The organism is Glutamicibacter sp. NPDC088483 (assembly GCF_044753145.1).
Lineage (GTDB): Bacteria > Actinomycetota > Actinomycetes > Actinomycetales > Micrococcaceae > Glutamicibacter.
Window position 1 is genome coordinate 79,858 of the sequence record NZ_JBIVMP010000003.1, and the last position, 15,730, is coordinate 95,587.

General features: G+C 65.3%; 11 protein-coding genes. All 11 read left to right on the top strand.

Annotated elements, in window-relative coordinates:
* Positions 1–18 precede the first annotated feature (18 nt).
* On the top strand, positions 19–1,752 hold the full coding sequence (locus ACIP6G_RS07165) for an ABC transporter ATP-binding protein (protein ID WP_365942826.1): 1,734 nt from the start codon (positions 19–21) through the stop codon (positions 1,750–1,752).
* Entirely contained in the window at positions 1,753–3,840 is a 2,088-nt protein-coding gene (locus tag ACIP6G_RS07170) for an ABC transporter ATP-binding protein (protein ID WP_365942825.1), read from the top strand.
* 420 nt (positions 3,841–4,260) lie between these two features.
* Complete coding sequence (locus tag ACIP6G_RS07175; RefSeq protein WP_365942824.1) at positions 4,261–6,468, top strand: acyl-CoA dehydrogenase; 2,208 nt, start codon at positions 4,261–4,263, stop codon at positions 6,466–6,468.
* A 127-nt stretch (positions 6,469–6,595) separates the two neighbouring features.
* Positions 6,596–8,749 (top strand): acetate--CoA ligase family protein, encoded by a 2,154-nt coding sequence (locus ACIP6G_RS07180; RefSeq protein WP_365942823.1) that lies wholly within the window; start codon positions 6,596–6,598, stop codon positions 8,747–8,749.
* A gap of 81 nt (positions 8,750–8,830) precedes the next feature.
* Positions 8,831–9,436, top strand: a complete 606-nt coding sequence (locus tag ACIP6G_RS07185; RefSeq protein ID WP_400289390.1) for a TetR/AcrR family transcriptional regulator — start codon at positions 8,831–8,833, stop codon at positions 9,434–9,436.
* A gap of 49 nt (positions 9,437–9,485) precedes the next feature.
* Positions 9,486–10,298, top strand: coding sequence for a VOC family protein (locus tag ACIP6G_RS07190; RefSeq protein ID WP_365942821.1), 813 nt, complete (start codon positions 9,486–9,488; stop codon positions 10,296–10,298).
* 45 nt (positions 10,299–10,343) lie between these two features.
* Positions 10,344–11,549, top strand: a complete 1,206-nt coding sequence (locus ACIP6G_RS07195; protein WP_365942820.1) for a thiolase family protein — start codon at positions 10,344–10,346, stop codon at positions 11,547–11,549.
* Positions 11,550–11,567: 18 nt separating this feature from the next.
* Positions 11,568–12,002, top strand: coding sequence for an OB-fold domain-containing protein (locus ACIP6G_RS07200; RefSeq protein WP_365942819.1), 435 nt, complete (start codon positions 11,568–11,570; stop codon positions 12,000–12,002).
* The gene (locus ACIP6G_RS07205; protein WP_365942818.1) at positions 11,999–13,465 is read left to right on the top strand and encodes an aldehyde dehydrogenase family protein; all 1,467 of its coding nucleotides are present in this window, start codon (positions 11,999–12,001) and stop codon (positions 13,463–13,465) included. Before ACIP6G_RS07200 ends, ACIP6G_RS07205 begins: the two co-directional genes overlap by 4 nt.
* Before the next feature lie 116 nt (positions 13,466–13,581).
* Positions 13,582–15,069: an MFS transporter gene (locus ACIP6G_RS07210; protein WP_365942817.1), complete on the top strand. Its 1,488-nt coding sequence runs from the start codon at positions 13,582–13,584 to the stop codon at positions 15,067–15,069.
* A gap of 312 nt (positions 15,070–15,381) precedes the next feature.
* On the top strand, positions 15,382–15,729 hold the full coding sequence (locus ACIP6G_RS07215; RefSeq protein WP_365942816.1) for a hypothetical protein: 348 nt from the start codon (positions 15,382–15,384) through the stop codon (positions 15,727–15,729).
* Position 15,730: the final 1 nt, after the last annotated feature.

Sequence of the window (15,730 nt, forward strand, 5' to 3'; positions counted from 1 at the left end):
CCAGCGAGGATTTTCCACATGCTTCTCAAGCTCATCTTAAAACACTCCAAGCCGTATACGGGGTGGATCATTGCTGTAGTCATTTTGCAGCTGGCCACCACCGTGGCCACTCTTTATCTCCCTAGCCTGAACGCCAGGATCATCGACGTCGGCGTGGTCGAAGCCGATATCGACTACATCTGGCGCACCGGCGGACTGATGCTGGTGGTGGCCCTCATCCAGGTAGCCACCGCGGTGGCAGCCGTCTATTTCGGGGCCAAGACCTCCATGAGCGTGGGCCGCGACATCCGCCAGTCGGTCTTCGAGAAGGTCTCGACCTTCTCGGCCCAGGACGTCAACAAATTCGGCGCCGCCACCTTGATCACGCGCGGCACCAACGACGTGCAGCAGATCCAGATGCTCACCTTGATGGCGTTGAACTTCATGATCACCGCGCCGATCATGTCCATCGGCGGCGTGATCATGGCGATCCGCGAAGATCCCGGACTGTCCTGGCTCGTTTGGGTTTCGGTACCGCTGGTGCTCATTGTCGTGGGCCTGCTGGTCATCAAGCTCATGCCGCTGTTCCGCGATATGCAGACCCGCATCGACGGGATCAACGGCGTGCTGCGCGAGCAGATCACCGGCATCCGCGTGGTGCGCGCCTTCGTGCGCGAAGAGCATGAGACGCAGCGCTATGCCGATGCCAACCAGAAGCTGACCGACCTCGGTGTCAAGGTCGGCAACCTGTTCGTGCTGATGTTCCCGGCGATCACCATGATCCTGCACCTGTCCACCGCCGCCGTGCTGTGGTTCGGCGGGCACCGGGTGGATAACAACCAGGTGGAGGTCGGCGCGCTGACCGCCTTCCTGCAGTACCTGCTGCAGATCCTGATGGCGGTCATGATGGGTACCTTCATGGCCATGATGATTCCCCGTGCCATGGTCTCGGCCGACCGCATCTCCGAGGTGCTCGACAGCGAGCCGAGCATGCTCGACGCCGCCGAACGGCAGGTCGCGCTGCCCACCCCGGGCACCGTGGAATTCAAGAACGTCAGCTTCGGATACCCCGGCGCCGAGGCGCCGGTGCTCAACGATATCTCCTTCACCGCCAAGCCGGGGCAGACCACTGCCATCATCGGCTCCACCGGTGCCGGCAAGACCACTTTGCTGAACCTGATCCCGCGGCTCTACGACGCCACCGAAGGCGAAATCCTGATCGGCGGGGTGCCGCTGAGGGAACTGGGACGCGACACCATTTCGCGGAACATCTCCGCGGTGCCGCAGCGCCCCTACCTGTTCTCCGGGACCATCGCCAGCAACCTGCGCTTCGGCGCCCAGGACGCTACCGAGGATGACCTGTGGGATGCGCTGAAGGTGGCCCAGGCCGACGGCTTCGTCGCCGAACGCGAAGGCCAGCTGGATTCGAAGATCTCCCAGGGCGGCACCAACGTGTCCGGCGGCCAGCGCCAGCGCCTGTGCATTGCCAGGGCCCTGGCCGCGAAGCCGAACACTTACCTGTTCGATGATTCGTTCTCGGCACTGGATGTGAACACCGATGCCAGGCTGCGTGCGGCCCTGGCCGAACCGACCAAGGACGCCGCGGTGATCATCGTGGCCCAGCGCGTATCGACCATTACCGGTGCGGACCAGATCCTGGTCCTGGACCATGGCGAAATCGTGGCCCGGGGTACCCACGAGCAACTGCTCGAAACCTCGGAAACCTATCAGGAAATCGTGGCATCCCAGCTGAGCGTGGAGGAGGTGGCCTAAATGGCGAAGAAGCAGAAGAATATCGATCCGGAACAGCTCGAAAGCGAGCTTGCGGACGTCAATGAATTCGATGCCGCGGCGGGAGCCGACGACTGGAGCGGTGGCGCCCCGGTACGCAAGGCCGAGCATTTCTGGCCATCGGCCAAGCGCCTGGTCGGGCTGATGTCCCCGTACAAGCTGGGCATGGTCCTGGTGTTCGCGCTGATCACCGTGTACGTGGTGCTCTCGGTGATCGCACCGCGGATCCTGGGCAAGGCCATGGACGTGATCTTCGCCGGGCTGATCGGCAAGAACATCCCGGCCGGCACGCCCGCGGAGCTGGTGATCCAGCAGCTGCGCGACTCCGGGCAGGGCACCCAGGCCGACATGCTCTCCAAGGTGGACTTCGTCCCCGGGCAGGGCATCGACTTCACCCAGCTTTCGCAGTACATCCTGATCGTGCTCTCCATGTACTTCGTCGCCTCGCTCTTCTCGTGGGCCTCGGGCTGGCTGCTGAACAAGCTGGTCATGCGCGTGGTCTACAACCTGCGCAAGGACGTCGAGGACAAGATCAACAAGCTGCCGCTGAACTACTTCGACACGCGCCAGCGCGGCGATCTGCTCTCGCGCGTGACCAACGACGTGGACAACATCCAGAATGCGCTGCAGCAGGCGCTGAGCCAGCTGGTCTCCTCGGCCATGACCGTTATCGGCATCGTGATCATGATGTTCGTGGTCTCCTGGCAGATGGCGCTGATCGCGCTGGTGGCCCTGCCGCTTTCGGCAGCTGCCGCGGGCATTATCGGCACCCGGGCGCAGAAGCTGTTCACCGCGCAGTGGAAGAACACCGGGGCGCTGAACGGGCAGATCGAGGAATCCTTCTCCGGCCACGAGCTGATGAAGGTCTTCGGCCGCGAAGCGGACATGGTGGACCGCTTCACCGCGCGCAACGAGGAACTGTACAAGGCCAGCTTCGGCGCCCAGTTCGTCTCGGGCATGATCATGCCGGTGATGAACTTCGTGTCCTATCTGGCCTACGTGGGCATCGCCGTGGTGGGCGGGCTGCGCGTGGCTTCGGGCACGATGAGCCTGGGCGACGCGACCGCGTTCATCCAGTACAGCCGCGAGTTCACCCAGCCGCTGGGCCAGATTGCCGGCGTGGCGAACATGCTGCAGTCCGGCGTGGCTTCGGCTGAACGCACCTTCGAGCTGCTGGACGCGGAGGAACAGGAACCGGACGACGCGCAGGACAGCCTTCCTGCCCGCGCCGACGGGCATGTCTCCTTCAAGAATGTGTCCTTCTCCTACTCCCCGGACAAGCCGCTGATTGAGGACCTGTCCTTCGATGCGGATCCGGGGCACACGGTGGCGATTGTCGGGCCGACCGGCGCGGGCAAGACCACGCTGGTGAACCTGGTGATGCGCTTCTACGAGCTGAACTCCGGGAAGATCATGCTCGATAACCGCGATATCACCGATCTTTCCCGCGCCGACCTGCGCTCGAAGGTTGGCATGGTGCTGCAGGACGCATGGCTCTTCGGCGGAAGCATCATGGAGAACATCCGCTACGGCCGGCTGGATGCGACCGATGAGGAAGTGATCGCGGCCGCGAAGGCGACCTTCGTGGACCGTTTCGTGCGCGCGCTGCCCGATGGCTACGACACCATCATCGACGAGGAAGGCACCAACGTGTCGGCCGGCGAGAAGCAGCTGATCACCATTGCCCGCGCGTTCGTGGCCAACCCGTCGCTGCTGATCCTGGACGAGGCGACCAGCTCGGTGGATACCCGTACCGAATTGCTGGTGCAGCAGGCGATGGCCGCGCTGCGCAGCGACCGCACCAGCTTCGTGATTGCCCACCGGCTGTCCACGATCCGCGACGCGGACACCATCTTGGTGATGGAGTCCGGCCGGATCGTGGAGCAGGGCAACCACGAGCACCTGCTGGGGACCCAGGGAGCCTACTACCGGCTGTACCAGTCGCAGTTCGCTGGCCCGGCCGAGGACGTGGATGCGAATCCGGATACGGCTGCGGTGCCCGCGGTAACCGGCGGAATTCCGCTGGCTGAGACGCCGGTTCCCGGATCGGAGCCGAACCTCGATTCCTAGGAACTAGGGATACCTGGTAAGCAGTGATGCGACAGCCGTGGCTGGGATGGGCACAACCCGTCCCAGCCACGGCTTTTCCATGCCCGTTTTCCATGCCGGGGCGAATGAAGCTGGAAGGTTGCACGCTCGCATAGGGGAAACCAGCAACCCCAGCGATTTCGGTAAGCTTTGGAGCGATGATTCCTGCGAAACCCGCCGGAGCGCACAGCCCGTTTTCGCGTACCTTCACGTCGAGCGGTCCACGGAAAATCGACCTTGCCGCGGCCCCTTGAATTCTCGCGAATGTCAAGCAGTTTTTCTTCCGAAAAGGTGTTGCCTAGGTAACAAACTTAAACTAGAGTCTAGTTTCAGTTATTGAATATAAGTAACCCCGGTCACATTCTGGACGGGGAGCGAAGTTCCCTGATTGGAGCACTGGACATGGCATTGTCGTTGACCGAGGAACAAAATGATCTCGCGTCGGCCGTGGTCGATTTCACCCGCCGAAGCGTAGACACGTTGATCACTCGGGACGAGCACGAGCAGCTGGCCACCGGTGCACTTCCAAGCTTCTGGAACGAACTGCTGGAGACCGGCCTGCATGCCCTGCACATCCCGGAGCAGCTCGGCGGCCAAGGCGGAACGCTGGTGGAGACCGCCATCGTCATCGAGGAATTCGGCCATCGCTACGTCGGAGGCCCCTTCCTGCCGACCGTGCTGGCCAGCGCAGCGGTCACCCTGGCCGAACCGAACGCCTACAACCAGCCGATCGTCGCGGACTTCGCCGAAGGCGCCACCGGAGCCCTGGTACTGGCCACCGGCCAGCTCAAGGTCGTGCAGATCTCCGAAGGCTGGGCCGTTGCCGGCCAGCTGCAGGTCATCGGCGCACTGGCCGCCAAGTACCTGGTGCTGGGCTTCACCGTTGCGGATACCGTCCGCTACGCGGTCATCGAAGCGCAGGCCGCCGGGGTCTCAATGGTCCCGGCCGAAGGCACCGACCTGGGCCGCGACGCGGCCACCCTGGTCCTGGACAATGTCGTCATTCTCGCCGACGCGGTGCTGGGCAACGCCACTGCCAGCAAGATCGCCGCGCTGCACGCAGGATTCACCGGTTCGGAAGCCGCCGGCATCATGCGTTGGGCCAGCGAGGAAAGCACCGGCTACGCCAAGATCCGCGAACAGTTCAACACCCCGATCGGCTCCTTCCAGGCCATCAAGCACAAATGCGCCAACCTGGCGATCGCGGCCGAAATGGCCACCTCCGCAGCCTGGTCCGCCGTCGTCTCCGTCGGCCAGGACGAAGCCCAGCAGCACCTGGCCGCCGCCGGCGCGCTTGAAGCAGCGATTGTCCCATCCATTGAAGCAGTCACCGAAGCGATCACCATCCTCGGCGGCATCGGCTTCACCTGGGAGCACGACGCCCACCTGTACTGGCGCCGGGCCATCAGCCTGAACGCGCTGAACGCCGCCCTGAGCGGCGAACTGGAGGCAGCCGGCGAAGCCGCACTGCACACCGAACGCAAGATCGAGGTAGAGCTGGACGAGCAGGACTCCGCGTTCCGCAGCCGCATCGCCGCGCTGCTGGACACCGCAGCCGAACTGCGCAACGAGCACGAAGCCGGACGCTGGTACTCGCGCGGCTCGCGCCGCAGCTTCCTCGCCGAAAACGGCCTGGCCGCCCCGCACTGGCCAGCCCCCTACGGGCTGGGCGCCAGCCCGGCCGAACAAGTCATCATCTCCCAGGAATACGCCCGCCGCGACATGCTGCAGCCATCCTCGGTCATCGGGGAGTGGGCCATGCCGACGATCCTCGCTTTCGGTTCCGAAGCGGTTAAGGAACAGTTCGCGCTGCCCACGCTGAAGGGCGAACTGATCTGGTGCCAGCTGTTCTCCGAGCCCGGAGCCGGCAGCGACCTGGCAGGCCTGTCCACCCGAGCCGTCAAGGTGGACGGCGGCTGGAAACTGAGCGGCCAGAAGGTCTGGACCTCCGGGGCCCACGAAGCGCACTGGGGCATCTGCCTGGCCCGCACCGATGCCGAGGTCGCCAAGCACAAGGGCCTGAGCTACTTCCTCGTGGACATGTCGGCTCCCGGACTGGACGTGCGCCCGCTGCGCCAGTCCACCGGCGAAGCCGAATTCAACGAGGTCTTCCTGGATGACGTGTTCGTCGCGGACGACTACCTGCTGGGCGAGCCGGGCCAGGGCTGGCGGATTACCGCCACCACCTTGCAGAACGAGCGCACCCAGATTTCCTCCGGTGTCTCCATGGGCACCGAGGACGGATTGCGCGAATTGATCTTGGGGGAGAACTTCGCCGGAACCCGGCGGAACGCGCTGGAGGTGCTGGGCCGCGCCGCCGCGATCAGCACCGCCATCGGGGCGATGAACCTGCGCGAAACCCTGCGCCAGGTCAACGGCCTGCAGCCGGGCACCGGCTCCTCGCTGGCCAAGGTGGCCCACGGCCGCCTGGCCCGGCAGGCGGCCGGGGACCTGCTGAAGCTTGCCGGACCCGCAGCGCTCTTCGCCCACGCACCGGCCGACGCCGTCAACTCCCAGCTCTCGGTTCCATCGGCGCTGATCGGCGGAGGCACCATCGAAATCCAGCTCAACGTGATTGCCGAGCGGATCCTGGGGCTGCCGCGCAGCTAGGCGCAGCCCACCCGCACCCCTGAACCGCAAGCCCGAGACTCCAGTAATCCCCAGCATTCTTTCGGGCCGTAGCCCGAAATGCGCCCGCCGACGACGACGGAGCGCGCCGTGAAAGGACACCCAAGGCATGACCGCTGCGACCAATGAACTCCGCACCAACGAAACCCTCTCGCCCCAGCGCCTGCGCGAGCTGCTTGAACCGCGTTCCATAGCGATTATCGGTGCGAACACCAACTCCACCTGGTCCCACTTCGCCCACTCCAATCTCCGGGCCGCCGGATTCACCGGGGATTTGTACCTGGTCAACCGCCGCGGGGAACAATGCCACGGGCAGGGGTCCTACGCCAGCATTGCGCAGCTTCCCGAAGCCCCTGAACTGGCCATCGTGCTCACCGGCACGAACTCGCTGCCCGAGATCCAGGAACAGTGCATCGACCGCGGCATCCGCAACCTGATCGTGCTGGCCTCCGGCCTGGGCGAAGCGGGGCCGGAAGGGCAGGCGCTGCAGCAGCAGCTGGTGGACCGCGCCCGCGAAGCCGACCAGCTGATCCTGGGCCCGAACAACCTGGGCTTCATCAATGCGCATGCCAAGGTAGCAGCCTTCGCCCACATGACGGAGCTGCCGCTGGTGGCCGGCGGAGTCGGCGTGGCCAGCCAGTCCGGCGCGCTGGCCATCTACCTGCTGCCGTATATGGCAAGCCGCGGGGTTGGCACCTCGATTTCCGTGACCGTGGGCAACGAGGCCATGATTTCGGCCATCGACGTCATGTCGATGCTCGTGGATGACGAGAACACCAAGGTCATCGCCTCCTACCTGGAGCAGGTCACCGACACCGCACAGTTCCTGGACGTGGCCCGCCGCGCCCGCGAAGCCGGCAAGCCGATCGTGATCTTCAAAGCTGGCGCCTCCGAGGCTTCGGCCAAGGCCGCCGCCGCCCACACCGGGTCGCTGGCCGGGGATGACAAGATCTTCGACGCGGTGTGCAAGCAGTTCGGCGTGATCCGCGTGGCGAACATCGAGAACCTGGTCGCCACCGCCGGGATCCTTGAATCCTACGGCGCGCTGCCCGGCCCGCGCTTCGGCGTGGTCACCGGCTCCGGCGCAATGTGCGCGCTGGTCGCCGACAAGGCCGAGGCATCCGGCCTGCAGCTGCCCACCCCGGCCGAATCCACGGTGCGCCAGCTGCGCGCGGACGGCCTGCCGGAATTCGCCGCGGTGAACAACCCGATGGACACCACCGGCTACATCTCGGTGGATCCTTCGATCCTCACCAAGGCCGGCGACGCATTCATCAATGATGAGAACTTCGACTTCGTCGTGCTGAACACCTCCTGGCCGAACAACCAGTTCATGGTGGATTTGGGCAAGCCCACCCAGGAAGGATTGCACCGCCAGCTCAAGAATTCGGCCAAGCCGGTTGTGGCCATGAGTTTCCTGCCCACCGAGGTCAACGAATTCGCGCGCGGCTTCGCCGCCGAGCACGGCCTGCCGCACGCCTCGGACTCCTTTGACCGCGGCATCGAAGCCGCCGGGCACAGCGTCTGGTGGGGACAGCGCACCGCGCAGCTGGCCGCCGAACCGCAGCTGGAGGCTCCGGCCGCTATTGCCAAGCCCGAAGGCGCCGAGCAGTGGAGCGAAATCCAGACCGGCGACTTCCTGCGCGCGCACGGCGTGCCCTATGTGCCGGGCCGTGTGGTCAATAGCGCTGCGGAAGCAGTCGCAACGGCCGAGGAGATCGGCTACCCGGTTGTGCTGAAGGTCGCCAGCGAAGACATCGCCCACAAAACCGAGGTCGGGGGCGTACGCCTGATGCTGAAAGACGCCGCAGAGGTGACCGAGGCCTATGGCTTCATCGTCACTTCGGTGGCCAGGCTGGCTCCGGACGCGAAAATCCAAGGTGTGACGGTCTCCCCGATGCGCCCTGCCGGCAACGAGCTGCTGGTCGGCATCATCACCGATCCGCAGTGGGGCAAGGTGCTGGCAGTCGGTTTCGGCGGCGTTTTGGTGGAGATCCTCAAGGACACCGCGCTGCGCCTGCTGCCGGTCAGCCTGGCGGAGATCCGCCGCATGCTCGAATCGCTGCGCGGCATCGAGCTGCTCAAGGGCTTCCGCGGCAGCGAGGCCACCGATCTGGACGAGCTCGCGCGGGTGATCTTCCAGATCACCCAGGTTGCGCAGTCGCTGGGCGAGGACTTGGAAGAACTTGAAATCAATCCGCTACGGGTTGCCGGTCAGCAGATCGAGGCGCTGGACGCCCTGATCCGCTGGAAGGACCGGTAATGATTACTGGTGGCAGGCAATTCGCCCAAAACTTGGTGATACCGTTGGAATCCACGGCACACACCACTTACGAGGCACATCATGGCGGGAACAATTTCCATGGAGCAGGCAGAGCTTCCGGCCTACCAGGTCGTCAGGCGCCAGCGCATCATCGACGCGGGCAAGGACCTGTTGCGGGCGCAGGACTACGACTCGATCCAGATCCGCGACGTGGCCTCCGCGGCGAACGTCGCGCTGGGGACTCTGTACCGGTACTTCAATTCCAAGGAGCACCTGTACGCGAACGTGGTCTACGACTGGGCGTTGCCCTTCGCCCAGCGGTCGGGGGCTTCGGAGACCGGGCTGTCCACCACGGAAGCGATCTCGCTGCGGCTGCGCAATGCCTTGAGCAGCTTCGAGAAGCACCCGTACTTCTACAAGGCGATCCTGCAGCTGCGCAGCAGCACCGCGGCGGACGTCGTCCCGGTCATGGCTCGCCTCGGAGAGGCGCTGGAAGCGCCGATCCGCGCGGAAATGAGCGTGCTGGACGATGCCGAAGCCGCGGACATCACCGTGATGGTGTGGGCGGTGCTGCTGGACGTGGTCTCGCGGGTGCTGCTGCAGGACAAGAACATGGAACAGGCCTATGGGGTGCTCGACCGCTTCGTGGCGCTGATCCAGCACCGGCTGGAGCAAACCGAAGCCTAGGGCCTGGCCCTTTCCCCTCAATTCCTGTCTCCCGGTCCGGGGGTGCCTCATGAGCGCCCATGAACTGGACCATGTTGCTTTCGCCGTGCCTTCCTGGCAGTCCGCCGGGCCCAGCGTGCACCGCACGCTCGGCGCCCGCTGGGTCTCCGGCTTCCACCAGGGCTCCTTCAGCCCCTGCCAGCTGGAACTGGCCGAGGGCATGCGCCTGGAACTGCTGCAACCGCCTGCTGGCGGCGGCGGGTTCGTTGCCGAGCACCTGGCCCGTACCGGGGGCGCAGCCAACCCGCACCACATCACCTTCAAGGTCTCGGACATCCATGCCTCCATGGAGCTCGCCCGCGCCGCCGGGGTGCGAACCATCCTGCAAAACCTTGACAACCAATGGTGGAAGGAACTGTTCCTGCATCCCAAGGACACCGGACTGGGATTCCTGGTGCAACTGGTGCAGACCGAGCTGGCTCTGGACGGCAACGACGGCATCACCGCACCCGGTGCAGCCCCTTGCCCCTGGGAAGAGCAGCCCTCGGCGCAGAATCCTCCGGAGCGGCTGGACTTCATTGCCGGCAGCATCCGCGACGCGGCCCAGGCCCGGCTGGTGCTGGGCGCGGTGCTCGGGGCCCGGGTCACGAGCCTGGAATTCGACCCGGCCTCCCAGCTGTTCTCCTGGCCGCAGGGCTCCAGACTGGTGCTGCGGGTTGACGAGAATGCCCCACCGGGGCTGCAGTCGCTGTCCTTCACCGACTCATCAGCACCCGCACCGGACCTGGATGCAGGGCTGCTGCAGGCGCTGCGCGGTGCCGGAAGCAGATTCCAGGCCCTGGGCCTGGACATCCTCACCGGCCAGCGTGCGCACGCCGCCTGAGACACGAACTTCACTATCAAAGAATTAGCACTAAGGAGACACCTCATGGGACTGAGAGGCGAAGCAGCCATCCTCGGCTATTGCGAACTTCCACCGCAGCGAAAGCTCACCCGCGAACCCTCGTTCAACCTGGAACAGTGGGCCCGGCTGTCCAAGGCCGCGCTGGACGACGCAGGACTGTCCGCCACGGATGTGAACGGCGTAGTCACCCCGATGATCGGCGAAGCGGACATGTTCGTGCCGTCCACTGTCACCGAATACCTCGGCATCGACGCGAACTTCGCGGAGATCGTGGACCTGGGCGGCGCGGGATCCGCCGCCGGCATCTGGCGCGCCGCGGCCGCCGTGGAGCTGGGCTTGTGCGACGCGGTGCTGGTGACCTTCCCGGGCACCCACCACTTCCCGATGGACGACCGCAAGCCGTTCGTGATGGATGACAAGATGCACTTCGGCGCATCCTCCAACGCCTTCGGCTCCCCGCAGGCAGAATTCGAAATCCCCTACGGCAACCTCGGGCAGAACGGCCCCTACGGGCAGATCGCCAAGCGCTACGGCTACGAGTTCGGCTACGACGAGCGGGCCATGGCCAAGATCGCCGTGGACCAGCGCACCAACGCCTGCGCCACCCCGGAGGCGGTCTTCCACGGCCAGCCGATCACCGTGGCTGATGTGCTGAACTCTCCGATGATTGCCGACCCGCTGCACATGCTTGAAATCGTCATGCCGTGCCAGGGCGGCGCAGCCGTGGTGGTGGGCAACGCGGATTTGGCCAAGAAGTCCAAGAACCGTCCGGTATGGATTACCGGCTTCGGCGAACGCGTGCCGTACAAGACCCCCACCTACGCCCGCGACTTGATGACCTCCCCGATGGTGCACGCCGCCGAGCAAGCCTTCTCCATGGCAGGCATCACCCGCTCGGAGGTGGACATGGTCTCCATCTACGACTGCTACTCCATCACGGTGCTGATGAGCCTGGAAGACGCGGGCTTCGCGCCCAAGGGCAAGGGCATGGATTTCGTATCCAACCACGACTTGACCTTCCGCGGGGACTTCCCGATGAACACCGCCGGCGGGCAGCTGTCCTTCGGCCAGGCCGGCGTGGCCGGCGGCATGCACCACGTCATCGACGGGGCACGCCAGATCATGGGCCGCGCCAACGCCGCCCAGGTGTCCGACTGCAACCGCGCGTTCGTCAGCGGCAACGGCGGCATCATGAGCGAGCAGACCGCGCTGATCCTGCAGGGCGACTAGAAAGGCAAGACACAGAAAATGACCACCTACACCCCGGAAACCCTGTCCCGGCCGCTGCCGGTTCCGACCCCGCTGACCCGGCCATTCTGGGATGCACTTGCCGAGCGCAAGATCCGCATCCAGTACTCGCCGTCGCTGGACGAATACATCTTCTACCCGCGTCCGCTGGCCCCACGCACCCTGGCCGATGACCTCGAATGGCGCGAAATTTCCGGCGCCGGAACGCTGTACTCCTACACTGTGGCCACCCGTCCGCCGGCGGCGCACTTCGCCTCGGCAAAGGAAATGATACTGGCCATCGTCCAGTGGGACGAGGGACCAAAGTTCTCCACCGAAATCATCAACGCCGACCCGGAACAGCTCGAGATCGGCATGCAGGTCCGCCCAGTCTTCTGCGACCACCCCGAGGGAGACATCACCATGCTGCGCTACGAACCGGAGACTGGATCATGAGCATCGAGACCGGCATCCAGCTGCCAGCCCCTTCCCTGCGCATCGGCGCGCAGGTGATCATGGAAAGCGAAACCACCCACGAGCACATCGATCCGGCCACCGGAAAGGTCAACGGCCTGGTGCCCATGGCCTCAACCGGGCAGATCGACCAAGCCGTGCAGGCCGCCCATGCAGCGTTCCTCGAATGGCGTGCCCTGCCTGCCGGGCAGCGTTCGCGCAAGCTGATGAAGCTCGCCGAGCTCATGGAGGAGAACACCGAGCTGCTGGCCGCCGCCGGCATGGCCGATAACGGGGCCCCGCGCATCACCGCCCGGAACATGGTTGCCGCCGCAGTGGAGTGGACCCGCTACTACGCAGGCTGGGCGGACAAGCTGCCGCTGGGCCGGATCACCAGCAATGGCGGAGCTGGCGGCTCCTTCGGCCACACCTTGCGTCAGCCCTACGGCGTCATCGGCGCCATCATCACCTGGAACGCGCCGCTGATGTCGCTGGCCATGAAGGTCCCGGCCGCGCTGGCCGCGGGCAACACCATAGTCATCAAGCCCAGCGAGCTGACACCGTTCACCCCGACTGCCTTCGCGGACCTGGCCCGCGAGGCGGGGATCCCGGACGGAGCGATCAACATCGTTCCCGGCGGCCCCTCCGCCGGCGCCGCGCTGGTCGAGCACCGCCTGGTCAAGAAGATCACCTTCACCGGCGGACCGGCGACCGCACAGGCGATCGCCGCCTCCTGCGCCAAGACCTTCAAGCCGATGATCCTGGAGCTGGGCGGCAAGTCGGCCAACCTGGTCTTCGAGGACGCGGACCTGGACAAGGCCGCCGGGCACGCCGCGTTCTTCGCTTTCGGCATGATGAGCGGCCAGGCCTGCGCGCTGCCGACCCGCCTGCTGGTGCAGGAATCGGTGTACGAGCAATTCATCGGCAAGGTCGTGCAGGCGGCGGAGCAGTTCCCCATCGGGGATCCCGCCGGCGAATACACCATGTGCGGACCGGTCATCAACCAGGACGCCATCGACCGCATGGACTCGATGCTCGGCCAGGCACTGGAAGAAGGCGGCCGCCTGGTCACCGGCGGGCAACGCCTGGGCGGGGAACTCGCCCAGGGCTTCTACTACCCGCCAACCATCGTGGCTGACGTGGACCCTGACGGGTCGCTGGCGCAGAATGAGGTGTTCGGGCCGGTGCTGGCGGTGATCCCGTTCCGCGACGAGGAGCACGCGCTCCAGATCGCCAACGGCACGGATTACGGGCTTTCGGGGTACATCTGGACCGCCGATCTGGGAAGGGGGCTGCGCCTGGCCGAGTCGATGGAGACCGGCGAGATCGCAGTCAACGGCGCCTTCAACGCCACGGCCGAACGCCCCTTCGGCGGCATCGGCCACTCCGGCATCGGAAACGAAGGCGGACTTGAAGGTCTGGAAGAGTTCTTCTGGACCAAGTCAGTGGGTATCGCAACCCGCTAAGCAGCTGCCCGCTCGGGCAAGAACATCACCGCATGGCCTTGCCCGGGCGTCCTGTCCGGAGGGTGCCTAGGTGACCCCTCAAAGCGCCGTTCCGGCGCGGATAAGGCAGGACAAAGATGTCTCAAGCTAGGCCCCCAAAGCTGAGTGCGACGCGTGCATCGGCTCCGGGATTCGTGGCGGTAGTCGCGGTCTTGGTGCTGACCGAGATTGTTTCAGCGTTCGAGCTCTCAATGATGTACGTAACCCTCCCGACGCTCATGGCCGACTTCCACGTGGATGCGAATGCCGTAGCCTGGGTCGTGACCATCTACCTTCTGGTGTCCGCATCGGCGGCGCTGCTCGGCGGGCGCTTCGGCGACCTGTACGGCCGGCGCCGGGTGATGGTGGTGGTGCTGGCTCTGGCCGCCATCGGCTCGCTGATCTCGCTGGTCGGCAGCAGCCTTGAAATGATCATCCTCGGCCGCGGCATCCAGGGTGCGGCCGGTGCCGTCATGGGGCTGGCCTTCGGCCTGGCTCGCGAGCACCTCCAAGAGAAGAAACTGCCCGTGGGCGTGTCCATGATCGGCGCCTCCGCGCTGATCGCCGGCGCCGGCGGGGCGCTGATTGCCGGCCTGATGATCGACACCTTCTCCTGGCACGGAATCTTCCTGTTCGCCGGCCTGCTGGCGGTGCTGGCGGTCATCGCGGTGCTCGTGGTGCTCCCGAAGGACAAGCCGCGCGAAACCACCTCGGGCCGGCTGGATATCGCCGGGGCGCTGCTGCTGCCGGTGGGTGCTTCGGGCATCCTGCTTGGCCTGTCCAACAGTTCCAAGGCCGGATGGGCCTCGCTTGGCGGCGGCGGGCTGTTGCTCGCTGGCCTGGCGGTCGTCGCAATGTGGGTCTGGTGGGAACTGCGTTGCCAGCGCCCGATCGTGAACCTGCAGATGTTCAAAAACCGCCAGATCGCCCTGGCCATGGCTGCCACCTTCCTGGCAGCGGTTGGACCGATCGGCGGCATGGCGGTGCCGAGCCAGTACGTGCTGCAGTACCCCGCGGAAATGGGCTTCGGCCTGGGCTTCTCCGCCACCACAGCGGGCCTGTTCAGCGGCGGCACCGCATTGCTGGGCTACTTCTTCTCCCCGCTGGGCGGCAAGCTCGCCCAGGCGTTCAACGCCCGCTTCGTGTTCATCACCGGCCTGCTGCTGATGCTGGCCGCTGTCACCGCGATCATGTTCACCCTGGGCAGCCTGCTGGCGTTCCTGGTGGCCATGTCCGTCAACTCGGTGGGCATCGCCCTGACCTTTGGTGCCCTGCCCAACGTGCTGATCGAGGCGGTTCCAGAGACGCATACCTCGGAGAGCGCCGGAACCAACACCATGGTGCGCAACATTGGCCAGTCCGTGGCTACCGCCGTCGGCGCCTACCTGCTGGCCCGCCACCAGGATCCGGTTACCACCGCGGTGGGGGAGCAAGGGGTCTTCCAGGCCTTCGGCTTCGTGGCAGTTTTCGGGCTCGCGGCGCTGTTGATCGCGTTCATGCTCAGCCGCACTCCGAAAGTCTGGGTGCCTCAAGATGCCGCCATGCAGCTGCCGAAGCAGGCGCAACCAGCTGATGATCTGGTCTAGCCGCCGGTAGCACCGCCCCAACGCCGAACAAGACCGGCCCAGCTCTGTTTCGCAACGGAGCTGGGCCGGTCTTCGCTGTGCGCGCAGGCAACCGGGGTTGGCGGGGCGCGGACTGGTGCTGCCCTACCGAACTCCCGGCCTCGGCGCGATCCTACTTAAGTATGAGGGTGTAGAAGAAAATACGGTTGAAATGCTCTGGATTAAGCTAAATAAGTTAGATACGTTGGAAATGCGGGCGCATCCAGGAATGGAGCAGGACCTCGATGGTTGCCCCGCAGGCTCAAAGTGATCGGTTGTGCAGGAGGAGGAACGATGGGTATGTCGGTGATGATGAGGATCGCGATGGCGGCGGTCTTGGCCGTCGGTGCGGTGGCACTGGGCGCCTTCGGGGCAGGTGTCGCATCATGGATAGCTGCCGGCGCTGCGGTAGCTATCGGTACCGTGGCGACCGCGCGGGTGAGCCGTGGGCCGAACTCAGCTGGGTTCTTCGTGGGTATCGTGGCCTGCACTGCGACCTTGATCGCGGTGCTGGCCGTGTCTACCGCGGCCATGCCAGTTCCGGCGCTCGTTGCGGCGCAATTTGCAGCGCTCCTCGTGGTGTTGTGGGTGGCGTTGGCGATCGTGCATAGCAGGAACCGCCGAACCGACGCGCTAGGCTGAG